At 64.3% G+C, this 18,210-nt stretch carries 17 protein-coding genes; 13 read left to right on the forward strand and 4 right to left on the reverse strand.

Features of this window, described 5'->3' with window-relative positions:
• Positions 1–30: 30 nt before the first annotated feature.
• Positions 31–894: a LysR family transcriptional regulator gene (locus ACNPP0_RS22555; protein ID WP_332610858.1), complete on the reverse strand. Its 864-nt coding sequence runs from the start codon at positions 892–894 to the stop codon at positions 31–33.
• Between the two features lie 147 nt (positions 895–1,041).
• Here ACNPP0_RS22555 and ACNPP0_RS22560 point away from each other — a divergent pair, with 147 nt between their 5' ends.
• From ACNPP0_RS22560 to ACNPP0_RS22580, 5 genes are all read left to right on the forward strand, one after another.
• Positions 1,042–2,196, forward strand: coding sequence for a putative 2-aminoethylphosphonate ABC transporter ATP-binding protein (locus ACNPP0_RS22560; protein ID WP_448707065.1), 1,155 nt, complete (start codon positions 1,042–1,044; stop codon positions 2,194–2,196).
• A gap of 7 nt (positions 2,197–2,203) precedes the next feature.
• Positions 2,204–3,976, forward strand: coding sequence for a putative 2-aminoethylphosphonate ABC transporter permease subunit (locus ACNPP0_RS22565; RefSeq protein ID WP_448707066.1), 1,773 nt, complete (start codon positions 2,204–2,206; stop codon positions 3,974–3,976).
• A 24-nt stretch (positions 3,977–4,000) separates the two neighbouring features.
• The gene (gene phnX, locus ACNPP0_RS22570; RefSeq protein ID WP_332610405.1) at positions 4,001–4,822 is read left to right on the forward strand and encodes a phosphonoacetaldehyde hydrolase; all 822 of its coding nucleotides are present in this window, start codon (positions 4,001–4,003) and stop codon (positions 4,820–4,822) included.
• 137 nt (positions 4,823–4,959) lie between these two features.
• Positions 4,960–5,982, forward strand: a complete 1,023-nt coding sequence (locus ACNPP0_RS22575) for a putative 2-aminoethylphosphonate ABC transporter substrate-binding protein (RefSeq protein WP_332610403.1) — start codon at positions 4,960–4,962, stop codon at positions 5,980–5,982.
• A gap of 13 nt (positions 5,983–5,995) precedes the next feature.
• Positions 5,996–7,126: a TIGR03364 family FAD-dependent oxidoreductase gene (locus ACNPP0_RS22580; RefSeq protein ID WP_448707067.1), complete on the forward strand. Its 1,131-nt coding sequence runs from the start codon at positions 5,996–5,998 to the stop codon at positions 7,124–7,126.
• A gap of 160 nt (positions 7,127–7,286) precedes the next feature.
• Here the strand turns inward: ACNPP0_RS22580 and put2H are convergent, their stop codons facing one another.
• From put2H to ACNPP0_RS22595, 3 genes are all read right to left on the reverse strand, one after another.
• A complete protein-coding gene (gene put2H, locus ACNPP0_RS22585) occupies positions 7,287–8,432 on the reverse strand; it encodes a putrescine 2-hydroxylase Put2H (protein WP_332610400.1) in 1,146 nt (381 codons plus the stop codon).
• Positions 8,433–8,764: 332 nt separating this feature from the next.
• Positions 8,765–9,775: an acyltransferase gene (locus ACNPP0_RS22590; protein ID WP_448707068.1), complete on the reverse strand. Its 1,011-nt coding sequence runs from the start codon at positions 9,773–9,775 to the stop codon at positions 8,765–8,767.
• A gap of 227 nt (positions 9,776–10,002) precedes the next feature.
• Positions 10,003–10,971, reverse strand: coding sequence for a Bug family tripartite tricarboxylate transporter substrate binding protein (locus tag ACNPP0_RS22595; RefSeq protein WP_332610398.1), 969 nt, complete (start codon positions 10,969–10,971; stop codon positions 10,003–10,005).
• A gap of 169 nt (positions 10,972–11,140) precedes the next feature.
• Between ACNPP0_RS22595 and ACNPP0_RS22600 the strand changes: the two genes are divergently transcribed.
• The 8 genes from ACNPP0_RS22600 (at position 11,141) to priB (ending at position 18,173) form a co-directional block, all read left to right on the forward strand.
• Positions 11,141–11,995 carry an IclR family transcriptional regulator gene (locus ACNPP0_RS22600; RefSeq protein ID WP_448707069.1) on the forward strand — a complete coding sequence of 285 codons (855 nt, stop codon included), beginning with the start codon at positions 11,141–11,143 and terminating at the stop codon, positions 11,993–11,995.
• An 82-nt stretch (positions 11,996–12,077) separates the two neighbouring features.
• Positions 12,078–12,344: an exodeoxyribonuclease VII small subunit gene (locus tag ACNPP0_RS22605; RefSeq protein ID WP_046802796.1), complete on the forward strand. Its 267-nt coding sequence runs from the start codon at positions 12,078–12,080 to the stop codon at positions 12,342–12,344.
• A gap of 7 nt (positions 12,345–12,351) precedes the next feature.
• A complete protein-coding gene (locus tag ACNPP0_RS22610; protein WP_332610396.1) occupies positions 12,352–13,263 on the forward strand; it encodes a polyprenyl synthetase family protein in 912 nt (303 codons plus the stop codon).
• Positions 13,264–13,316: 53 nt separating this feature from the next.
• The gene (gene dxs, locus ACNPP0_RS22615) at positions 13,317–15,185 is read left to right on the forward strand and encodes a 1-deoxy-D-xylulose-5-phosphate synthase (protein WP_332610395.1); all 1,869 of its coding nucleotides are present in this window, start codon (positions 13,317–13,319) and stop codon (positions 15,183–15,185) included.
• A gap of 314 nt (positions 15,186–15,499) precedes the next feature.
• Positions 15,500–16,297, forward strand: a complete 798-nt coding sequence (gene folE2 / locus ACNPP0_RS22620; protein WP_332610394.1) for a GTP cyclohydrolase FolE2 — start codon at positions 15,500–15,502, stop codon at positions 16,295–16,297.
• 7 nt (positions 16,298–16,304) lie between these two features.
• Positions 16,305–17,228, forward strand: coding sequence for a DUF817 domain-containing protein (locus ACNPP0_RS22625; RefSeq protein ID WP_332610393.1), 924 nt, complete (start codon positions 16,305–16,307; stop codon positions 17,226–17,228).
• A gap of 195 nt (positions 17,229–17,423) precedes the next feature.
• Positions 17,424–17,798, forward strand: a complete 375-nt coding sequence (gene rpsF / locus ACNPP0_RS22630; RefSeq protein ID WP_006218306.1) for a 30S ribosomal protein S6 — start codon at positions 17,424–17,426, stop codon at positions 17,796–17,798.
• 51 nt (positions 17,799–17,849) lie between these two features.
• The gene (priB, locus tag ACNPP0_RS22635; RefSeq protein WP_046802801.1) at positions 17,850–18,173 is read left to right on the forward strand and encodes a primosomal replication protein N; all 324 of its coding nucleotides are present in this window, start codon (positions 17,850–17,852) and stop codon (positions 18,171–18,173) included.
• Positions 18,174–18,210 lie beyond the last annotated feature (37 nt).

Genomic DNA, 18,210 nt, shown 5'->3' on the forward strand with positions numbered 1-18,210 from the left:
GGGGGAGGGGGCGGGCAGTGACCCAGCGGGTCAGCCGGCTGCCGGCGCCATCTCCAGGAAGCGCGCGATCAGCTGCACCGGTTGGCGCTCGCGCAGGCAGTACAGGTATTCATGCATCACGATGTCGGCGCCGTCTATATCCAGGGCAGCCAGATCGGGATGGGACGGAATCTCGCGCGACGGGATCAGGCTGATCCCCAGGCCGCACAGGATGGCTTGCCGGATCGATTCCCGGCTGCCGATCTCCAGCGTGCGTTGCACCGTAACGCCCGCCGCTTGCAGGGCGTCTTCGGTCAGCTGGCGCGTCATCGAACCGGGCTCGCGCACAAGCAGCGCGTGCTCGGCAAGGTCGGCCAGCCGCACGCGGCCACGTCGGGCCAGCGGATGGTCGCGATGGGTGACCACGCGAATCGGGTCGGCCGCGATCATCCGCCGATACAGGTGCTTGTCATCCATCAGAAAAGACGACGTGGCAATCTCGATGCGATAGTCGTGCAGCGCTTGCAGCATCGACTGCGAATTGCCGATCGTGACCGCCAGGTCGATGCCGGGGTAGCGCTGGTTGTATCGGCGCACCGTGTCCATGATGTAGAACGGGCCCGTGGCGCCGACACGCAGATTGCCTTCGCGCAGGTCGCTGGCGTCGCGCAGCCGGAAATCGATCTCGGTTTCCTGCTGCACCAGCTTTTCCACCATGGGCATCAGGTTCTGCCCGGCGTCCGACAGGCGCATGCCGCGCCCTTGGCGATGGAACAGTTCAATGCCGTAGCGCGATTCCAGCTGGCGTAGCTGCCCCGTCACCGTGGGCTGACTGACGCCAAGCTGGGCGGCGGCCTTGGTGACGGTGCCGCAGCGGGCCACGGCGTAGAAAGATTTGAGTTCGGCGACAAGCACGATGACGGAGGCGGGAAAGGGACGCAATGCGCAAGACCGCCAGTACACCAAAATAATTTGATGTTTTTATTACTGCATTTGCGCGAAGTGTCATAAACGCTCAATACGCGGCTTCCATACTGCCTTCGTTCCCAGACCGGAGGCAGCATGCCCCAAGCCGATAACGACCTTTACCCCGCCGGGCCGCCCCAAGCCGGGCTTGACCCGATCGCGGGCAAAGAGCCCCAGCAAGGGGCAAAGCGCGGCGGCTTTCTGACCGTACGAAATCTGGTCAAGACTTTCGGTAGCCACACGGCGTTGGCCGACGTTTCGCTGGACATTCGCGCCGGAGAACTGGTGTGCCTGCTGGGCCCGTCCGGTTGCGGCAAAACGACGCTGCTACGCGCCATTGCCGGGCTGGAACGCCAGGACAGCGGCTCCATCGTGCTGTCGGGCCGCGATATTTCCCATGCCGAGCCGCAAGCGCGCGACTACGGCATCCTGTTCCAGTCCTATGCGCTGTTCCCCAACTTGACGGTCGCGCAGAACGTGGCTTACGGCCTGAGCGGCAAGCGCACGCATCGCAAGCACGTGGCGCACCGCGTAGAGGAAATGCTGACGCTGGTGGGGCTGGCCGGCGCCGCCGACAAGTATCCGGGACAGATCTCGGGCGGACAGCAACAGCGCGTGGCTTTGGCGCGCGCGCTGGCCCCGTCGCCGTCCCTGTTGCTGTTGGACGAACCGATGTCCGCGCTGGACGCCCGCGTGCGTGAGCATCTGCGTATTGAGTTGCGCGCCTTGCAAAAGCGCCTGTCCATCACGACGCTGATGGTCACGCACGACCAGGAAGAGGCCATGGTGATGGCCGACCGTATCGCCGTCATGAACGGCGGTGTCATTGAACAGTACGGCACGCCGCGCGAGCTGTATCGCCAACCGGGCTCGGCCTTCATCGCCGATTTCGTGGGCGAGGCGAACTGGCTTCCGTTTGAACGCGTGGACGCGCACCGTGCCCGCGTCGGCCGCCAGGAACTGGCGGTGGACGACACGCTGGATGGCCGATTCGGCAAGCTGTTTGTCCGGCCCGAGGCGGTGCGCGTCAGCATGGCGCGCCCGGAAGAACCCAATTCGATGCTGGCCGATGTACTGGACGGCGTGTTCCTGGGCCGCGGCTACCGCCTGGCGTTGCGGCTGGAAGGCGTGCCCGGGTCCACCGTGCATTCCATCGTGTCCCCCGAAATCGGAGACGCCTTGTTGGGTCCCCATGCTGCCAGCCGCTGCTGGGTGGAGCTGCCGCGCCATGCGCTTCGCGCCTACGCTTGATTCCGCCATGACCGGTTCTTCTTCGGTGGCTGAAGCGCCGCCGGCTCCGGCCGCGGCTTCGGCTTCGGCTTCGGCCGTGGCCTTGGGCCGCCGCCCCATGCCGGCCTGGATCGGCTCGCTGGGCCTGACTATGGGGCAGGGCGCGTTGCTGCTGTTCCTGTTTCTGTTCCTGGCGTTGCCGCTGGCGGCCATTCTCGCCAAGTCCGTGACGGACAACGACGGCGCATGGGCGGGCCTGTCGGTGCTTACCGGCATCATCGGCGCGGACGGCTTTCTGGCGATGGTCGGCCGCAGCCTGACAGCGGGCCTCGTGACGATGCTGCTGGTGGTGCCGTGCGCCTATGCCTACGCCTACGGCCTGACGCGTACGCGTCTGCCCGGCAAGGGCCTGTTGCGCACCATCGCCTTGCTGCCGCTGCTGGCGCCGTCGCTGCTGCCCGGTATCGCCCTGGTCTACCTGTTGGGCAACCAGGGCCTGCTCAAGGGCGTGACGGGCGGCGCCACCATTTACGGCTTCTGGGGCATTGTCGTCGGCGAGGCTTTCTACACCTTCCCGCATGCGCTGATGATCCTGTTGACCGGGCTGACGCTGGCCGACGGGCGCCTGTATGACGCGGCGCGCGCCATGGGCGCCGGCCCGTGGCGTACCTTCCTGACCGTGACCCTGCCCGGCACGCGCTATGCCGTGTTCTCAGCCTGCTGCGTGGTGTTCACCCTGACGGTCACCGATTTTGGCGTGCCCAAGGTGGTGGGCGGCGACTACAACGTGTTGGCCATGGAAGCCTACAAAGCGGTGGTCGGCCAGCAGAATTTTCCGAAGGGCGCGGCCATCGGCATCCTGCTGCTGCTACCCGCCTTGCTGACCTTCGTGCTGGACCGGCGCCTGCGGGCCCGCCAGGGCGCTCAGATGAGCGGCCGCGCGCAAGCCTATGCGGCAAGTCCGAACCGCCGCCGCGATGCCGCTTTCCTGGCGCTGGCCGGCGTGATGGCCGCGTTCCTGCTGCTGATTATCGGCGTGGCGGTGTGGGCGTCGTTCGTGAAAATGTGGCCCTATAACGTGTCCATGTCGATGCGGTCCTACGACTTCGACAACATGGACGGCGGCGGCTGGCTGGCGTGGCGCAACAGTTTGCAGCTGGCGTTCTTTACCGCCGTGATCGGCACGGCAGTCGTCTTCGTGGGCGCCTGGATGATGGAAAAAGTGCCGGCGCGCGGCCAACTGGGGCGCGGCCTGCGCGGCGCAGTCAGCATGCTGGCGCTGATGCCGATGGCCGTGCCCGGCCTGGTGCTGGGCCTGGGCTACATCTTCTTTTTCAACAGCCTGATGAACCCGCTGAACGTGCTGTACGGCACCATGCCGTTGCTGATTCTGTGCACGGTCGTGCACTTCTACACCAGCGCTCACCTTACGGCCGCCACCGCGCTGAACGCGCTGGACCCGGAATTCGAAGCCGCGTCCGCATCGCTGAAGGTGCCGCGCATGACGACGTTCCTGCGCGTGACCCTGCCGATGTGCCTGCCCGCCGCGCTGGACATCGCCCGCTATTTGTTTGTATCCGCCATGACGACCGTGTCTGCCGTGGTGTTTCTTTACAGCCCGTCCACGGTGCTGGCCGCCGTTGCCGTGCTTAACATGGACGACGCCGGCTTCATCGGCCCGGCCGCCGCCATGTGCACGGTGATCATGGCCAGCTCGGCCGTCGCGGCGTTGACGCTGCATCTGGCCAGCCGCGCGCTGGTGGCGCGCAGCCAGGCCTGGCGCCGCCCCGTGGCCCTTTGAACGATTGATTTCAGGACGACCCTTATGACTGTTTCTTCCTTACCCGTGCAGCTGGAAGCCGTGATCTTCGACTGGGCCGGCACGCTGGTCGACTTCGGGTCGTTTGCCCCCACCAAGGTGTTCGTCGATGCGTTCTCGCAGTTCGGCATGGACGTGTCGCTGAAAGAAGCCCGCGGCCCGATGGGCATGGGCAAGTGGGACCACATTCGCGCGCTGTGCAACCAGCCCGCCATCGCCGCCCAGTATCAGGCCCAGTTCGGACGCGTGCCCAGCGATGACGACGTGACGGCCATCTACGAACGCTTCCTGCCGATGCAGATGGAGAAGGTGGCCCAGTATTCGGCGGCCATCCCCGGCGCGGCTGAGCTGTTGCGCGCGTTGCGCCGTAAAGGCCTGAAGATCGGCTCGTGCTCGGGCTACCCGGACAGCGTGATGCGCCGCGTAGTCGAACGCGCTGCGTCCGAAGGGCTGGAGCCCGATTGCATCGTGGCCAGCGACGACGTGCCGCGCGCGCGCCCGGCGCCGGCCATGGCGTTGAAGAACGTGGTGGAACTGGGCCTGTCGGACGTGGCCGCGTGCATCAAGGTTGACGACACCGCGCCCGGCATCGAGGAAGGGCGCCGCGCCGGCATGTGGTCGGTGGGCTTGCTGCTGTCCGGCAACGCCGCCGGCCTGACCCTGGACGAATACCTGAGCCTGGACGAGGCCGGCCGCGACCTGGTCCGCGCCGATGCCAGCCGCGAGCTTGCCACTGCCGCGCCGCATTACCTGATCGATACGGTCGCGGATCTGCCGGCCGTCATCATCGACATCGAAGCCCGTCTGGCACGAGGCCAACGCCCCTGATCTAGCTTCCGCTTGCCGGCGCCGCCGGCCCTGCATTCCCTGTTGTGCGCGCCTTTGTACCGCAGCCGGCACCCGCCGGCAGTGGGGGCGACGTTCACCCTTTTTACGCGTTTTTCCGCTTATCCACGGAGTTCTTCATGAATCGCTACAAGCTGCTTGCACTGGCCACCGCCCTGACGGGCGTGATGGGCGTCGCTTCCGCCGAGACCACGCTGACGGTCTACACCGCGCTGGAAGCCGATCAGATCAAGGTCTACCAGGCCGCGTTCGAAAAGGCCAATCCCGACATCAAGATCCAGTGGGTGCGCGATTCCACCGGCATCATCGCGGCCAAGCTGCTGGCTGAAAAAAGCAACCCCAAGGCGGACGTGATCTGGGGCTTGGCGGGCACGGCGCTGGGCTTGATGGACAAGGAAGGCATGTTGCAGCCGTACGCCCCGAAGGGCCTGGACCAGATCGCCGCCAACATGCGCGACGCCAAGGCCGAGCCGTCGTGGGTCGGCATGGACGGCTACGCGGCTGCCATCTGCTTCAACACCATCGAAGCCGAAAAGCAGAAGCTGCCCAAGCCCACGTCGTGGCAAGACCTGACCAAGCCGGTGTACGCCGGCAAGATCGTCATGCCGAACCCGGCGTCCTCGGGCACGGGTTTCCTGGATGTCAGCGCCTGGTTGCAGATCTTTGGAGAAGACAAGGGTTGGGCCTATATGGACGCCTTGCACAAGAACATCGGGTCGTACACGCACTCGGGCTCGAAGCCTTGCAACATGGCGGCCGCCGGCGAATTCCCGATCGGCGTGTCGTTCGACTATCGCGCAGCCAAGCTGAAGGCCGACGGTGCGCCGGTTGAAGCCGTGTTCCCGTCGGAAGGCCTGGGCTGGGAAGTCGAAGCCACCGCCATCATGAAGGGCACCAAGAACCTGGACGCGGCCCGCAAGCTGGCTGACTTCTCGGCCAGCCGTGAAGCCAACGAACTGTACAAGGCCAACTTCGCGGTGCTGGCGATTCCGTCCATCGCGACGGTCAACCCGAACCTGCCGGCTGACCTGACCAAGCGCATGATCAAGAACGATTTCGTGTGGGCCGCGACCCACCGCGAACGCATCATCGCCGAGTGGACGCGCCGCTACGACGGCAAGTCGGAACCCAAGAAGAAGTAAGGCGCGGCCCGCGATGAAAACATACGACGTAATCGTGGTGGGCGCGGGCATGCTTGGCATCGCGCACGCCTGGGCGGCCGCCAAGCGCGGCCTGTCGGTGGCGGTGATCGAACGCAGCCGCCAGGCGCATGGCGCCACCATCCGCAACTTCGGCCAGGTCATTGTGACCGGCCAGGCGCCCGGCATGATGCTGTCGCATGCCCAGCAGGCGCGCGAGCTGTGGTTGGATCTGGCCGCCAAGGCGGGCTTTCATGTGCGGGCCAACGGCGCGCTGGTGCTGGCGCGAAATATCGACGAGGCCAGTGTGTTGCAGGAATTTGCGGACACGCGCTTGATGCAGGAAGGCTACCGTGCCGAGCTGCTGTCGGCGCGCCAGGTGGCCGGCCTGTATGGCGGTCAGTTGGCGCACCACTGCCTGGCGCTGCGCGGGCATGACGACCTGCAAATCTACTCGCGCGATGCCCTACCGGCCATCACGCGATACCTGGCCGAGTCGCTGGGGGTGACGTTCATCACCGGCACCCTGGCGCGCGCGGTCGAAAACGGGGGGGTGGGTACCACCGCCGGCGAGTTCCAGGGCAGGCATGTGTTTGTGTGTCCCGGCCATGATTACCTGACGCTGCTGCCCGAACGCTTCGCGCCGATGAACCTGGAAGTTACGCGCCTGCAAATGCTGCGCGCGGCGTTCGAGACGAACCCCATTGCCCTGGACCGCCCGGTGTTGACCGGCTTGTCCTGCGTGCACTACGGCGCCTTCTCGGACCTGCCCACGGCGCATGCGCTGCGCCAGCTCATCCAGGAACGCACGCCGATGCTGCTGGAAAACGGCATACACCTGTTGATCAGCCCCACGCCCAACGGTGAACTGATCATCGGTGATTCGCATCGTTATGGCACGGACGCGTTCCCGTTCAACGACGAAGCGGTCGACAACACGATGCTGGATCTGGCCTCGCAGGCGCTGGGTGCGCGCCTGCGTGTGCTTGAGCGCTGGCAGGGCGTTTACGGCGCGCACGGACCGGCGCCGTTTTCGGTGATGCCGGTGGATGCGGCCACCACCGTTGCAGTCATGCATTCAGGCGTGGGCATGACGGTGGGTCTGGCCATCGGCGAACGCACCGTGACCAAGGTATTGGGGCACTGATGGCCCTGGTCGGATGACGGTCGGGCGGTTGGGCCGTGATCCGATTGCTTGAGACAAAAGAAAAGGGCCTTGCGTTGTGTGACGCAAAGCCCTTTTTGTATGGCTTGTATGGTCCGTATGGCAAAAGCCAGGGGGCCTACAGGTCTACAGGTACCCAGGTCTACAGGTCCTGCATGATCCGGCGATACCATTCGTGGAAGTGTTGCATGCCGTCTTCCATGGGCGATTGATAAGGGCCGGCTTCGTTCACGCCGCGCAACATCAGCGCCTTGCGGCCCGCGTCCATGCGTTCGGCGATCTCGTCGTCTTCAATGGCCGTTTCCATGTACGCCGCACGCTGGGCTTCGACGAATTCGCGTTCAAACGCCGAGATTTCCTCGGGGTAGTAGAACTCGACGACGTTCACCGTTTCCTGCGGGCTCTTCGGGTATAGCGTGGACAGCACCAGCACGTGCGGATAGAGCTCGATCATGTGGGTCGGAAAGTACGTGACCCAGACCGCGCCGAAATCCGGAGCGTCGCCTTCGCGGAACGACAACAGGCGGTCGTGCCATTGCTTGTACACATCCGAACCCGGCTGCGCCAACGCGTTGTGCACGCCCACTTTTTGAAGGCTGTACCAGTCGTTGAATTCCCAGGTCAGGTCGTCGCAGGTGACGAAGCGGCCCAGGCCCGGGTGGAACGGGCCAACGTGGTAGTCCTCAAGGTAGACCTCGATGAAGGTCTTCCAGTTGTAGTTGCACTGATGCACCTCGACGTGGTCCAGCACGTAGTCGCCGAAGTTGAATTCCGGGCGCGAGAACAGCGGCGCCATGTCGGCGGCCGGATCGCGCGGGCCTTCGAACAGCAAACCGTGGCAATCGCGCAGGCGGAACTTCTGCAAGTTCATGCAGGGCGTGGTGTCGAACTGAGGCGCGCCCAACAACTCGCCTTGGTTGTTGTACGTCCAGCGGTGCAGGGGGCAAACGATGTTGCCACCGGTTGCCTTCAGGTTTCCGTGCGTATTGCAGTTGCCGGCCACATTGCCGGCCTCGCCGCCCAGCATCAAAGCCTGGCGGTGGCGGCAGACATTTGAGATGAGTTCAACGCCTTGCTGGTTGCGAACCAGCACGCGTCCCCCGCTTTCCTGTACCAACGACCGCCAATCCCCGATTTCGGGCACCAATTTCTGATGGCCGACGTATTGCGAGGATTGCTTGAAAATGAGTTCTTGCTCGCGGGCAAAGAGGGCTTCGTCAAAATATGCACTGACGGGTAGCTGGGTGCGAGCTGGCACGACATGTGCCATCCGACCGATGTCGGTCATGATTCCCTCCGCTCGGATAAAAAAGCCAGGACGGTTTGAGCTCTGCCAAGCGCTTTTGTTCAAGCCCAGCAGTTTCAAGGATCCGATTCGAAAGCCGAAAACCGAAAGCCGCTTCGAAAAACGATCTGAAAAACTGCTTGGAGCTCAACCGTGAGCTTGGCTACGTACGTGCTGGCGCGAAGAAAAATCGGTGTCTGGCCGATCAAATAAGCCGTGAATTGTACCCCAAGGGCCTCCCTCCCGCCCGGGAAGATGGACGGGCCTAAATCCAGCGTTGGCGGGGCCTGCCGGCCCTGTCCCATCGTCGATTAACCCTTCACGGCGTAGGTCTTTCAGACGAGCTTGCGCGTGGCCGGATGACGCCTTAACAGCCAGCTGCTGGCTGCCGACAGCGCGAACACGGCAACGGTCAGCAAGGGCACTGCCCAGGCGTCGCGCGGGTTGCCGGAGATGGCGCCGGCCCGGCGTGCCACGTCCAGGAACACGGGATGGATCAGGTACACGCCGAAGGTCAAGGGCGCCAGGGCGGATAGCCGCGGTAGCCAGGGCGAAGACACGATCCACTGGAAGGCTGCCAGCGACATGAAGGGCACCGTCAGGCTGAAGTAATCATAAAAGTACGTGTCCAGCGCATGGCCGTCGGACATCACGGTGACGCCAAGCGCCGTTGCCGCTACGCTGCCCGCAAGTATCAGGCCCGGCCGGGGAATGCGCAGGTCGCCATCGAAAATCAATCGGCCCGCCACGAAATAACCCAGATACGGCAGGAACCAGGTCAGGAAGAATCCGTGCGGGGCGCCCAGCGCGCGGCGGTACAGCGCATCCAGGATGGCCACGCCCAGAATGCCCACCACCCACAGCGACCGGCCGCGCGGCGTGCTGCGTGCGTACAGCAGGCGGGCCAGCGGGGCAAACAAGTACAGCCCCACGATCATGTACAGGTACCACAGGTGGTAATAGGGTTCGCCTTGCGCAACCTTGCGTGGCCAGAACGAAAAGTCCACCCGGCCGTCGTCCCACCAGTCCAGGCCGGTGCGCCAGGCCAGATAGAACAGGGTCCAGAAGAGCAGCGGCGCGCAGATGCGCGCCATGCGGCGGCTGTAAAACTTGCGGGCGTCTTGGGGCTTGTTCGGATCTAGCAGCAGGGCGCCGCTGACCATGACGAAAACGGGCACGCACCAGCGCGCCGCCGAGTCATACAGATTGGCGGCCAGCCACGCGCCGCCGCCATACGCGGCAGGGTCGCTGACAATCAAGGCCGCGCTATGCAGCAGGACGACGGCTACGGCCGCCAGCCAGCGGGCGGCGTCCAGTCGGGCATAACGGTCTTCGGGGGTTTGCATCGGGCTCCCGCTGGTGTTTTCGCTTTTTCACCATAGCAGTCGGTCCCATGCCCTTCTGTATCCAGCGGTTAGGCAAGGCATGAAAAACCGACAGGACCCGGCCGGGTGCTGTCGGTGCAATGGGGCCGGGCCCGTGGCCCGGCAAGCTTTGGCGGCCGGGTCCGCGCGCCAACGATTTGTCACGAAAACCGGAGACGGCGGGCCGGCCGCATCAGGGCATTGCCGCGTTACTGCAAGACGATGTTGGCCTGCTTGATCAACTGCGAGACGATGGGTTGTTCGGTCTTGATCTGCTTGTCCAGCTCGGCCGCCGTGCCGGAACGCGGGTCGATGCCCATGTCCAGCAGGCGCTTTTTCACGGCGTCGTCCTTCAGGGTCTCGGTCAGGGCGGCTTGCAGCTTTTCAAGCACCGGCGCGGGCGTGCCCTTGGGCGCCACGAAGCTGAACCACGCCGTCATGTCGAAGGCGGGGTAGCCTTCTTCGGCCAGCGTTTGGAGCTTGGGCAGCGTCGCCAGGCGCGACGGGCTGGTGATGGCAAACACCTTGACCTTGCCCGCGTCCGCCTGCGGCATGCCGGTGGCGACCATGTCAAAGAACAAATCCACGTCGCCGCTGATCAGCGCGGGCAGCGCTTGGGTCGCCCCCTTGAACGGCACGTGCAGGATGTCGATGCCGGCGCGTTCCTTGAACAGTTCACCCGCCAGATGGGACGAGGTGCCGGGGCCGAACGTGGCGAACGTCAGCTTGCCGGGGTTCTGCTTGGCATAGGCCACGACGTCCTGCGTGCTGTTGAACGGGCGCTTGGGGCTGGACAGCAGCACCAGGGGGCCCACGCCCACCATGCCGATACGGGCGAAACCGTCCGGGTCGTAGGGCAGTTCCTTATACAGATAGCGGTTCGTGACCAGCGTGGAATTGGTGGCCATCAGGATGGTGTAGCCGTCCGGCTGCTCGCGCGACACGTAGGCCGCGCCGATGGACGTGCCGGCGCCTGCCTTGTTTTCCACGATCATCGGTTGGCCCAGCGTCTTGGCCATGCGTTCGGCCAGGATGCGGGTCAGCACGTCGGTGGCGCCACCGGCCGGGAAGGGCGAGATGACCTTGATCGGGCGGGTCGGGTAGGTCTCGGCCTGAGCGCCCAGCGCGGCAGCGCTGAGCAGGACGGTGGCCAGCAGTTTGAGGCTCGTGCGAATCATGTTTTCCCCTTGAAATCGCGTGCATGAGTGGATCGCCGGGCCTGGCTTGGCCGCCGCGTCGCGTTGCGCCGCGCGGTGGCTTGCCAGGTCTCCTTGGATGTTTTAAATTCCGTGTACTGGAATTTGGTTTTGTCGTTCGAAATAAACTATAAAAACGAAGCGAATAGAAATGCAATCTTTTTCTGACTCCAAGCGCGTCGTGCACGCCGCCGTCAAACCGGACGAAACGCTCGAACTGAGCCAGCCGGCACGCCGCAAGCGCACGGCCGGCGTGGGCGAGGGCGCCAATTCGCCCGACTTCATTACCGCCCTGGCGCGGGGTCTGGACGTGTTGCGCTGCTTTCGCCATGGCGTGACGGCGCTGGGCAACCTGGACCTGGCGCGCCTGACCGGCCTGCCCAAGCCGACCATCAGCCGCATCACCTACACGCTGACCGAACTGGGCTACCTGCGCTATCACCCCGACACCGGCAAGTATTCGCCCGGCTATGGCGTGCTGGCGCTGGGTTTCGGCCTGTTGGCCGGGCTGGAAGTGCGCGAACTGGCCAAGGCGTCAATGACCGAACTGGCGCGCGACACCGGCGGTGCCGTGGCCTTGGGCGCGTTCGATGGCGACGCGATGACCTACGTTGAAGCCATTCACGGGTCGTCGGCGCTGTATCTGCGGTTGCCCGTGGGCTATCGCGCCAGCCTGGACAGCGCCATGGGCCGGGCCTATCTGGCCAGCTTGCCCCACACCGCTTGTCAGGAAGTGATGGCGCGGCTGGGCCCGGTGGCTCCGCCGGTGGCCGCCATTGACCGCGCCCGCGCCGAATTGCAGGAATTCGGCTGCTGCTTCGCGCTGGGTGAATGGCAATCCGGCATCAATGCCGTTGCCGTGCCCTTTACCTCGATCACCGGCGAAGGCGTCTTCGTGATGAGCTGCGGCGGGCCATTGAGCCTCTTGCCCGAACCGGACCTGAGGTCTCGCGTAGGCCCGGCATTACGGGCCGCGATTGCGGGACTGGCGGGGGCGCCGGCCTGATCCTCGCGGCGCATCCGGGTCCGCGTTGGCTATCTCGTACAATTCACAAATTGATCCACCCCTAGCGCCCTCGGAGACCCGTTTGGCCAACCCCACACAAGCCGATCCGCAGATCGATGACCGTCCCTTGCCCCAGGATTTTGAAACGGCCCTGGCCGAATTGGAATCGTTGGTTGCGGCCATGGAAGACGGCTCGTTGCCGCTTGAGCAGTCGCTGGCTGCCTACCGGCGCGGCGTGGCGTTGACGCGGGTCTGCCAGGAACGCTTGGCGCAGGCGGAACAGCAGGTCAAGGTATTGGAAGGCGACTTGCTGCGCCCGCTGGACCCGGCGGCGCTGGATGACGAATAAGAAACCGATGAAGACCACTCAACTCCCCTTCGCGGAGTGGTTGCAGGGGCGCGTGCGGCACGTTGAAGACGTCCTGGACGACCTGATGCCGCCCGCGGATGTGCTGCCTGTCCGCCTGCATGAAGCCATGCGTTACGCCGTGCTGGGCGGTGGCAAGCGCGTACGCGCCGCCATGGTCTACGCCGCCGGGCAGGCCTGCCCGGTCAGCGGCAGTGTGCTGGCCATCGAGGCCTCGCTGGACCGCGCGGCCGCCGCTGTCGAATTGATCCACGCTTATTCGCTGGTGCATGACGATCTGCCATGCATGGACGACGACACCTTGCGTCGTGGCCGGCCCACTACCCACGTGCAGTTCGACGAAGCCACCGCCATGCTGGCCGGCGACGCCTTGCAGCCGCTGGCGTTCGACCTGCTGGCATCCATGCCGATCGCGCCCGCGCTGATCGTGCAGGCGACGCAGTCGCTGGCGCGCGCCGCCGGCAGCCAGGGCATGGCGGGCGGCCAGGCCATCGACCTGCTCAGCGTCGGCCATTCGCTGTCGCGCGATGAACTCCAGACCATGCACAGCATGAAGACAGGCGCCATGCTTGCGTGCAGCGTGGCGCTTGGCGGCATCGTGGCGGGCGCAAGCTCGGCCTCGCGCCAGGCGCTGGACGCCTACGCGCAGGCCATGGGCTTGGCGTTCCAGGTGGTGGACGATATTCTGGACGTTACCGCCGACACGGCCAGCCTGGGCAAGACGCCCGGCAAGGACGCGGCGGAAAACAAGCCGACGTACGTGTCGCTACTGGGCCTGTCCGAGGCGCGCGAGTTCGCCGAGGAATTGCGTGTGGCCGCGCTGGCGGCGCTTGAACCCCTGGGCGATGCCGGTTTGCGCCTGGCGCAATTGGCCGACTTCATCGTCCTTCGAGACCGCTGATCCGTGACAAGCCCGGCCTGAGTCCAGGTCGGGTCAACGAACCCCAAAAAAGCATGACGACTGATTTATTGGACCGCATTCAATCCCCGGCAGACCTCAAGCGCCTGGATCGTCGCGAGCTGAAAAAGCTTGCCGACGAACTGCGCGGCTTCGTGCTGGAGTCGGTATCCAAAACGGGCGGGCACCTGTCGTCCAACCTGGGCACGGTCGAGCTCACGCTAGCCCTGCATCAGGTGTTCGACACGCCGCATGACCGCATCGTCTGGGACGTGGGCCACCAGTCCTACCCGCACAAGATCCTGACCGGCCGCCGCGCCGGCATGGCGCAGCTGCGGCAACAGGGCGGCATTTCCGGCTTTCCCAAGCGCAGCGAATCCGAATACGACGCCTTCGGCACGGCACACTCGTCCACGTCGATCTCGGCGGCGCTGGGCATGGCGGTGGCCTCGCGCAATGCCGGCGTGCAGCGCCAGCACATCGCCATCATCGGCGACGGCGCCATGTCGGCGGGCATGGCATTCGAAGCCATGAACAATGCAGGCGTCACCCCCAACATCAACCTGCTGGTGATCCTGAACGACAACGATATGTCGATCTCGCCGCCGGTGGGAGCGCTGAACCGCTACCTGGCGCGCCTGATGTCGGGCCGCTTCTACGCCACTGCCAAGAACGTGGGCCGCGCCGTCTTGCAGCACGTGCCGCCCGTGCTGGAACTGGCGCGCCGTTTTGAAGAGCACGCCAAGGGCATGGTCACGCCGGCCACGTTGTTCGAGGAATTCGGCTTCAATTACGTCGGCCCCATCGACGGCCATGACCTGGACGCGCTGGTGCCCACCTTGCAGAACCTGAAGGCGCTGCAAGGGCTGCAATTCCTGCACGTGGTCACCAAGAAAGGGCAGGGCTACAAGCTGGCCGAAGCGGACCCGGTGCTTTATCACGGCCCGGGCAAGTTCGATCCCGCCGTCGGTATCCTGCAATCGAAGGCGCCGGGCAAGCGCACGTTCACGCAGGTGTTCGGGCAGTGGCTGTGCGACACGGCCGAGCAGGACACGCGTCTGGTCGCGATCACCCCGGCCATGCGCGAAGGCAGCGGCCTGGTGGAATTCGAAAAGCGCTTTCCGCTGCGTTATTTCGACGTGGGCATCGCCGAACAGCACGCCGTGACGTTCGCGGCGGGCGTGGCCTGCGAAGGGCAAAAGCCCGTTGTGGCCATCTACTCGACCTTTATGCAACGCGGCTACGACCAGTTCATCCACGACGTGGCGCTGCAAAATCTGGACGTGACGTTCGCGCTGGACCGCGCCGGCATCGTGGGCGCGGACGGCGCCACCCACGCGGGCAATTACGACACGGCATTCCTGCGTTGCGTGCCCAATATGGTGGTGGCCACGCCGTCCGACGAAAGCGAAACGCGCTTGCTGCTGTCGACCTGTTATCAGCATCCCGGCCCGGCGTCCGTGCGCTATCCGCGCGGCGCGGGTTGCGGCGCGGTCGAAGCCCCTGGCCTGGATACGGTGGAACTGGGCCGTGGCGTGGTGCGGCGCGAGGGCAAGAAAATCGCCATCCTGGGTTTCGGCACGCTGGTGCAAGCCGCGTTGGCCGCGGCCGGCAAGTTGGACGCCACGGTTGCCGACATGCGCTTCGTCAAGCCGATCGACAAGGCGCTGATCCTGGACTTGGCCGGCCGCCACGATGCGTTGGTCACGATCGAGGACGCCTCCATCATGGGCGGCGCGGGCAGTGCGGTGCTGGAAGTGTTGAGCGCCGAGGGCGTGCAGATTCCGGTGCTGCAACTGGGCTTGCCGGACGTTTTCATCGACCATGGCGAACAATCGGCCCTGCTGGCCGGCATCGGTCTGGATGCCGCCGGTATCGAGCAGTCGATCCGTAACCGCTACGCCGATCTGCTCGCCGAAGATTAAGCCGGTTGCACTTAGCCGGCCTCACTTAGCCGGCCTCACTTAGCCGGCTTCACTTCGCCGGTTTCACTTCGCCGGCTTAACTTCGCCGGCTTCGGCCCTGCCGGTGGTTGACCCAGCCGGCGGTCGACCCGGCCGTCCCTTCGGGCAACGGCCTCGCCATTGCCCAAAATCTGGAACACACTGTTCCGCCGTCACCGACCTACCCGTAGAAGGGTTTTCCCAGGCGTAGGCAAGGCTTTCGGCGATAATGGCCCCCTCTTCAAGTTTCCTAGGCGCGTCCGCAAGCGATCGATCGCCTAGACAGGTACGCTGACATGAATTCTCCGATCGACCCCGCCCTGGTGATGCCCGATGTTCAAAGTTCGGCTGACACCCGGCACATCCCGATTCAGCGCGTGGGCATTCGTGGCGTGCGCCATCCCATGCTGGTTGAAGGCGGTGATGGGGCGCCGCAGGGCACCGTCGCCAACTGGACGCTGACCGTGGCGCTGCCCCCCGAAGAAAAAGGGACGCACATGTCCCGCTTTGTGGCGCTGCTGGAAAAATACCGCAGCACGCCCATGACGCCGGCCCGCTTCCGCGCCATGGCGGCCGACATGCTGCCGTTGCTGCACGCCGAAAGCGGCGACATCACCGCCGCCTTCCCGTATTTCATCAATAAGTCGGCCCCCATTTCGGGCGTGCAAAGCCTGCTGGACTACGAAGTTCAGTGGATCGCGCGCGCCAAGGGTGACGCGGTCGAATTCGAGCTGGTCGTCCAGGTGCCGGTGACCAGCTTGTGCCCGTGTTCGAAGGCCATCTCGGAATACGGCGCGCACAACCAACGTTCGCACGTGACGGTGTCTGCCATTCTTGGCGACGACATCAGCATGGACGGCGTGATCCGCCTGATCGAAGAAGAAGGCTCGTGCGAACTGTGGGGCCTGCTCAAGCGGCCCGACGAAAAGTACGTGACCGAACGCGCCTACGACAATCCCAAGTTTGTCGAAGACCTGGTGCGGGACGTGGCCGCGCGCCTGACGGCGCACCCCGGCATCGCGCGTTACCGGGTAGAAGCCGAGAACTTCGAATCGATTCACAACCACTCGGCCTACGCCGTCGTGGAAGGCTGAAACCACCGTGAATCATCCGGCGGCCACCGACTGGCCGCTTATCGCAAGGCTGCAAGCCTGGGAATCGCGGCTGGCCAATAACCTGGCCGGCCGCGGCCGTTTGGGCGTGGCGCTTTACGAGTTTTTCCGCTTTGGCATCAAGCAAGCCTGGGCCTGCCTGTTCGGCGGGCTGATGTGCGCGCTGCTGCTGGGCACGCACTGGTGGTACCCCAAGGATGCGCTGCTGGCGCGCTACGATTTCCTGACGCTGGCGGCGCTGGGCATCCAGGCCGTCTTGCTGGCGCTGCGCATGGAAACCTGGAGCGAAGCCCGCGTGATCCTGATGTTCCATGTGGTGGGCACGGGCATGGAAATCTTCAAGACCGCGGCGGGGTCCTGGATCTACCCCGAGGCCAGCGTGCTACGCATTGGCGGTGTGCCGCTGTTTACCGGCTTTATGTATGCGGCAGTGGGCAGTTATCTGGCGCGCGTTTGGCGGCTGTTCGATTTCCGCTTTCGCGCGCATCCTCCGCTGATGGCCACCGTGGCCTTGTCGGTGATGATCTACGTAAACTTCTTTTCGCACCATTTCGTCATGGATTTCCGGTGGTTGCTGTTTGCGCTGACCGCCGTGCTGTTTGCCCGCACCTGGGTGTATTTCCGCATTTGGCGCGTCTACCGCCGCATGCCGCTGTTGCTGGGTTTCGTGCTGGTGGCCTTGTTCATCTGGTTTGCCGAGAACATCGGCACCTTTGCCAACGCCTGGCGCTATCCAAACCAATCGCACGCGTGGCAGTGGGTGTCCATCGCCAAGCTGGGGTCGTGGTTCCTGTTGATGATCATCAGTTACGTGATGGTCAGCGTGGTTAACCGGCCCAGGGAAATCGCTGTTGCCAATCTGCCGCAAGCGGCGGGGCAGGGCGGCGAAAAAGCCCCGTCCCTGATTTCCTGACGCGCCAGGCGCTTGCGAAGCAATCTTCAATCGGTAATAATCGAGGGCTTTCTTGCTCGACCGCCCATGGTTTTTGGGTAGCGGGCTGCCCCTTGCGGGACTGATGTCTTTTGTGAACCACCACACAACCACCCATGATGGAAAGCGCGGGTGCAAGACGCCAGGCCGGCAAGACATCCTCAAGGAGTTTTACTCATGCGTCACTACGAAGTAGTGTTTATCGTTCACCCCGACCAAAGCGAGCAAGTGCCCGCCATGGTCGAACGCTACCAAGCGCTGGTTACGGGCCAAGGCGGCTCGGTTCACCGCCTGGAAGACTGGGGTCGCCGCCAACTGGCCTACCCGATCCAGAAGCTCGTCAAGGCTCATTACGTCTGCCTGAACATCGAGTGCGGCCAAGCCACGCTGGATGAGCTGGAACACTCGTTCCGCTACAACGACGCCGTTCTGCGCCACCTGGTCATCAAGACCAAGAAGGCCCAGACCACGCCCTCGATCATGATGAAGTCGGTCGAGCGTGAAGAAGCCCGTAAGGCTTCGGCTGAGGCTGTCGCGGTTCAGCCCGAATAAGCAGGGCTCACGCAGAGCTCAACTTATGAAGTCCCCTTGGTGCCTGGCAGGATGAATCAGCTGGAACTTAGCGCGCGCGTTCTCGAATGCGAGCCTTTGCGCCACACTCCCGCCGGCCTGCCCGCACTGGAAATGGTGCTGGCACACGAGTCCGAAGTTATCGAAGCCGGCCATCCGCGCCGTGTTGAATTGACGATTACGGCCGTGGCACTGGGCGATCTGGCGTTGCTGTTGAAGAACACCGCGTTAGGGTCTGAATTGCTGGTGCAGGGGTTTTTGGCTCCCGCCCGCAAGGACTCGGTGAAGATCAAGCTGCATTTGCAGCAGGCACGCAAGATCAGCGGTAGCGCAGGACGCGATCCGCAGGTGGCTTGAACAGGTTGAGCAAAGGGTGCGAGAGCGCCTTCTGAAT

Source organism: Achromobacter semiaridum, assembly GCF_053543755.1.

Bases quoted from the DNA above. Each gene is read 5' to 3' on its own strand.
- ACNPP0_RS22610 (WP_332610396.1), top strand. From the start codon at position 12,352: ATGAAGACCACTCAACTCCCCTTCGCGGAGTGGTTGCAGGGGCGCGTG.
- dxs (WP_332610395.1), top strand. From the start codon at position 13,317: ATGACGACTGATTTATTGGACCGCATTCAATCCCCGGCAGACCTCAAG.
- phnX (WP_332610405.1), top strand. From the start codon at position 4,001: ATGACTGTTTCTTCCTTACCCGTGCAGCTGGAAGCCGTGATCTTCGAC.
- ACNPP0_RS22580 (WP_448707067.1), top strand. From the start codon at position 5,996: ATGAAAACATACGACGTAATCGTGGTGGGCGCGGGCATGCTTGGCATC.
- folE2 (WP_332610394.1), top strand. From the start codon at position 15,500: ATGAATTCTCCGATCGACCCCGCCCTGGTGATGCCCGATGTTCAAAGT.
- rpsF (WP_006218306.1), top strand. From the start codon at position 17,424: ATGCGTCACTACGAAGTAGTGTTTATCGTTCACCCCGACCAAAGCGAG.
- ACNPP0_RS22565 (WP_448707066.1), top strand. From the start codon at position 2,204: ATGACCGGTTCTTCTTCGGTGGCTGAAGCGCCGCCGGCTCCGGCCGCG.
- put2H (WP_332610400.1), bottom strand. From the start codon at position 8,432: ATGACCGACATCGGTCGGATGGCACATGTCGTGCCAGCTCGCACCCAG.
- ACNPP0_RS22595 (WP_332610398.1), bottom strand. From the start codon at position 10,971: ATGATTCGCACGAGCCTCAAACTGCTGGCCACCGTCCTGCTCAGCGCT.
- ACNPP0_RS22575 (WP_332610403.1), top strand. From the start codon at position 4,960: ATGAATCGCTACAAGCTGCTTGCACTGGCCACCGCCCTGACGGGCGTG.
- ACNPP0_RS22560 (WP_448707065.1), top strand. From the start codon at position 1,042: ATGCCCCAAGCCGATAACGACCTTTACCCCGCCGGGCCGCCCCAAGCC.
- ACNPP0_RS22590 (WP_448707068.1), bottom strand. From the start codon at position 9,775: ATGCAAACCCCCGAAGACCGTTATGCCCGACTGGACGCCGCCCGCTGG.
- priB (WP_046802801.1), top strand. From the start codon at position 17,850: ATGAATCAGCTGGAACTTAGCGCGCGCGTTCTCGAATGCGAGCCTTTG.
- ACNPP0_RS22600 (WP_448707069.1), top strand. From the start codon at position 11,141: ATGCAATCTTTTTCTGACTCCAAGCGCGTCGTGCACGCCGCCGTCAAA.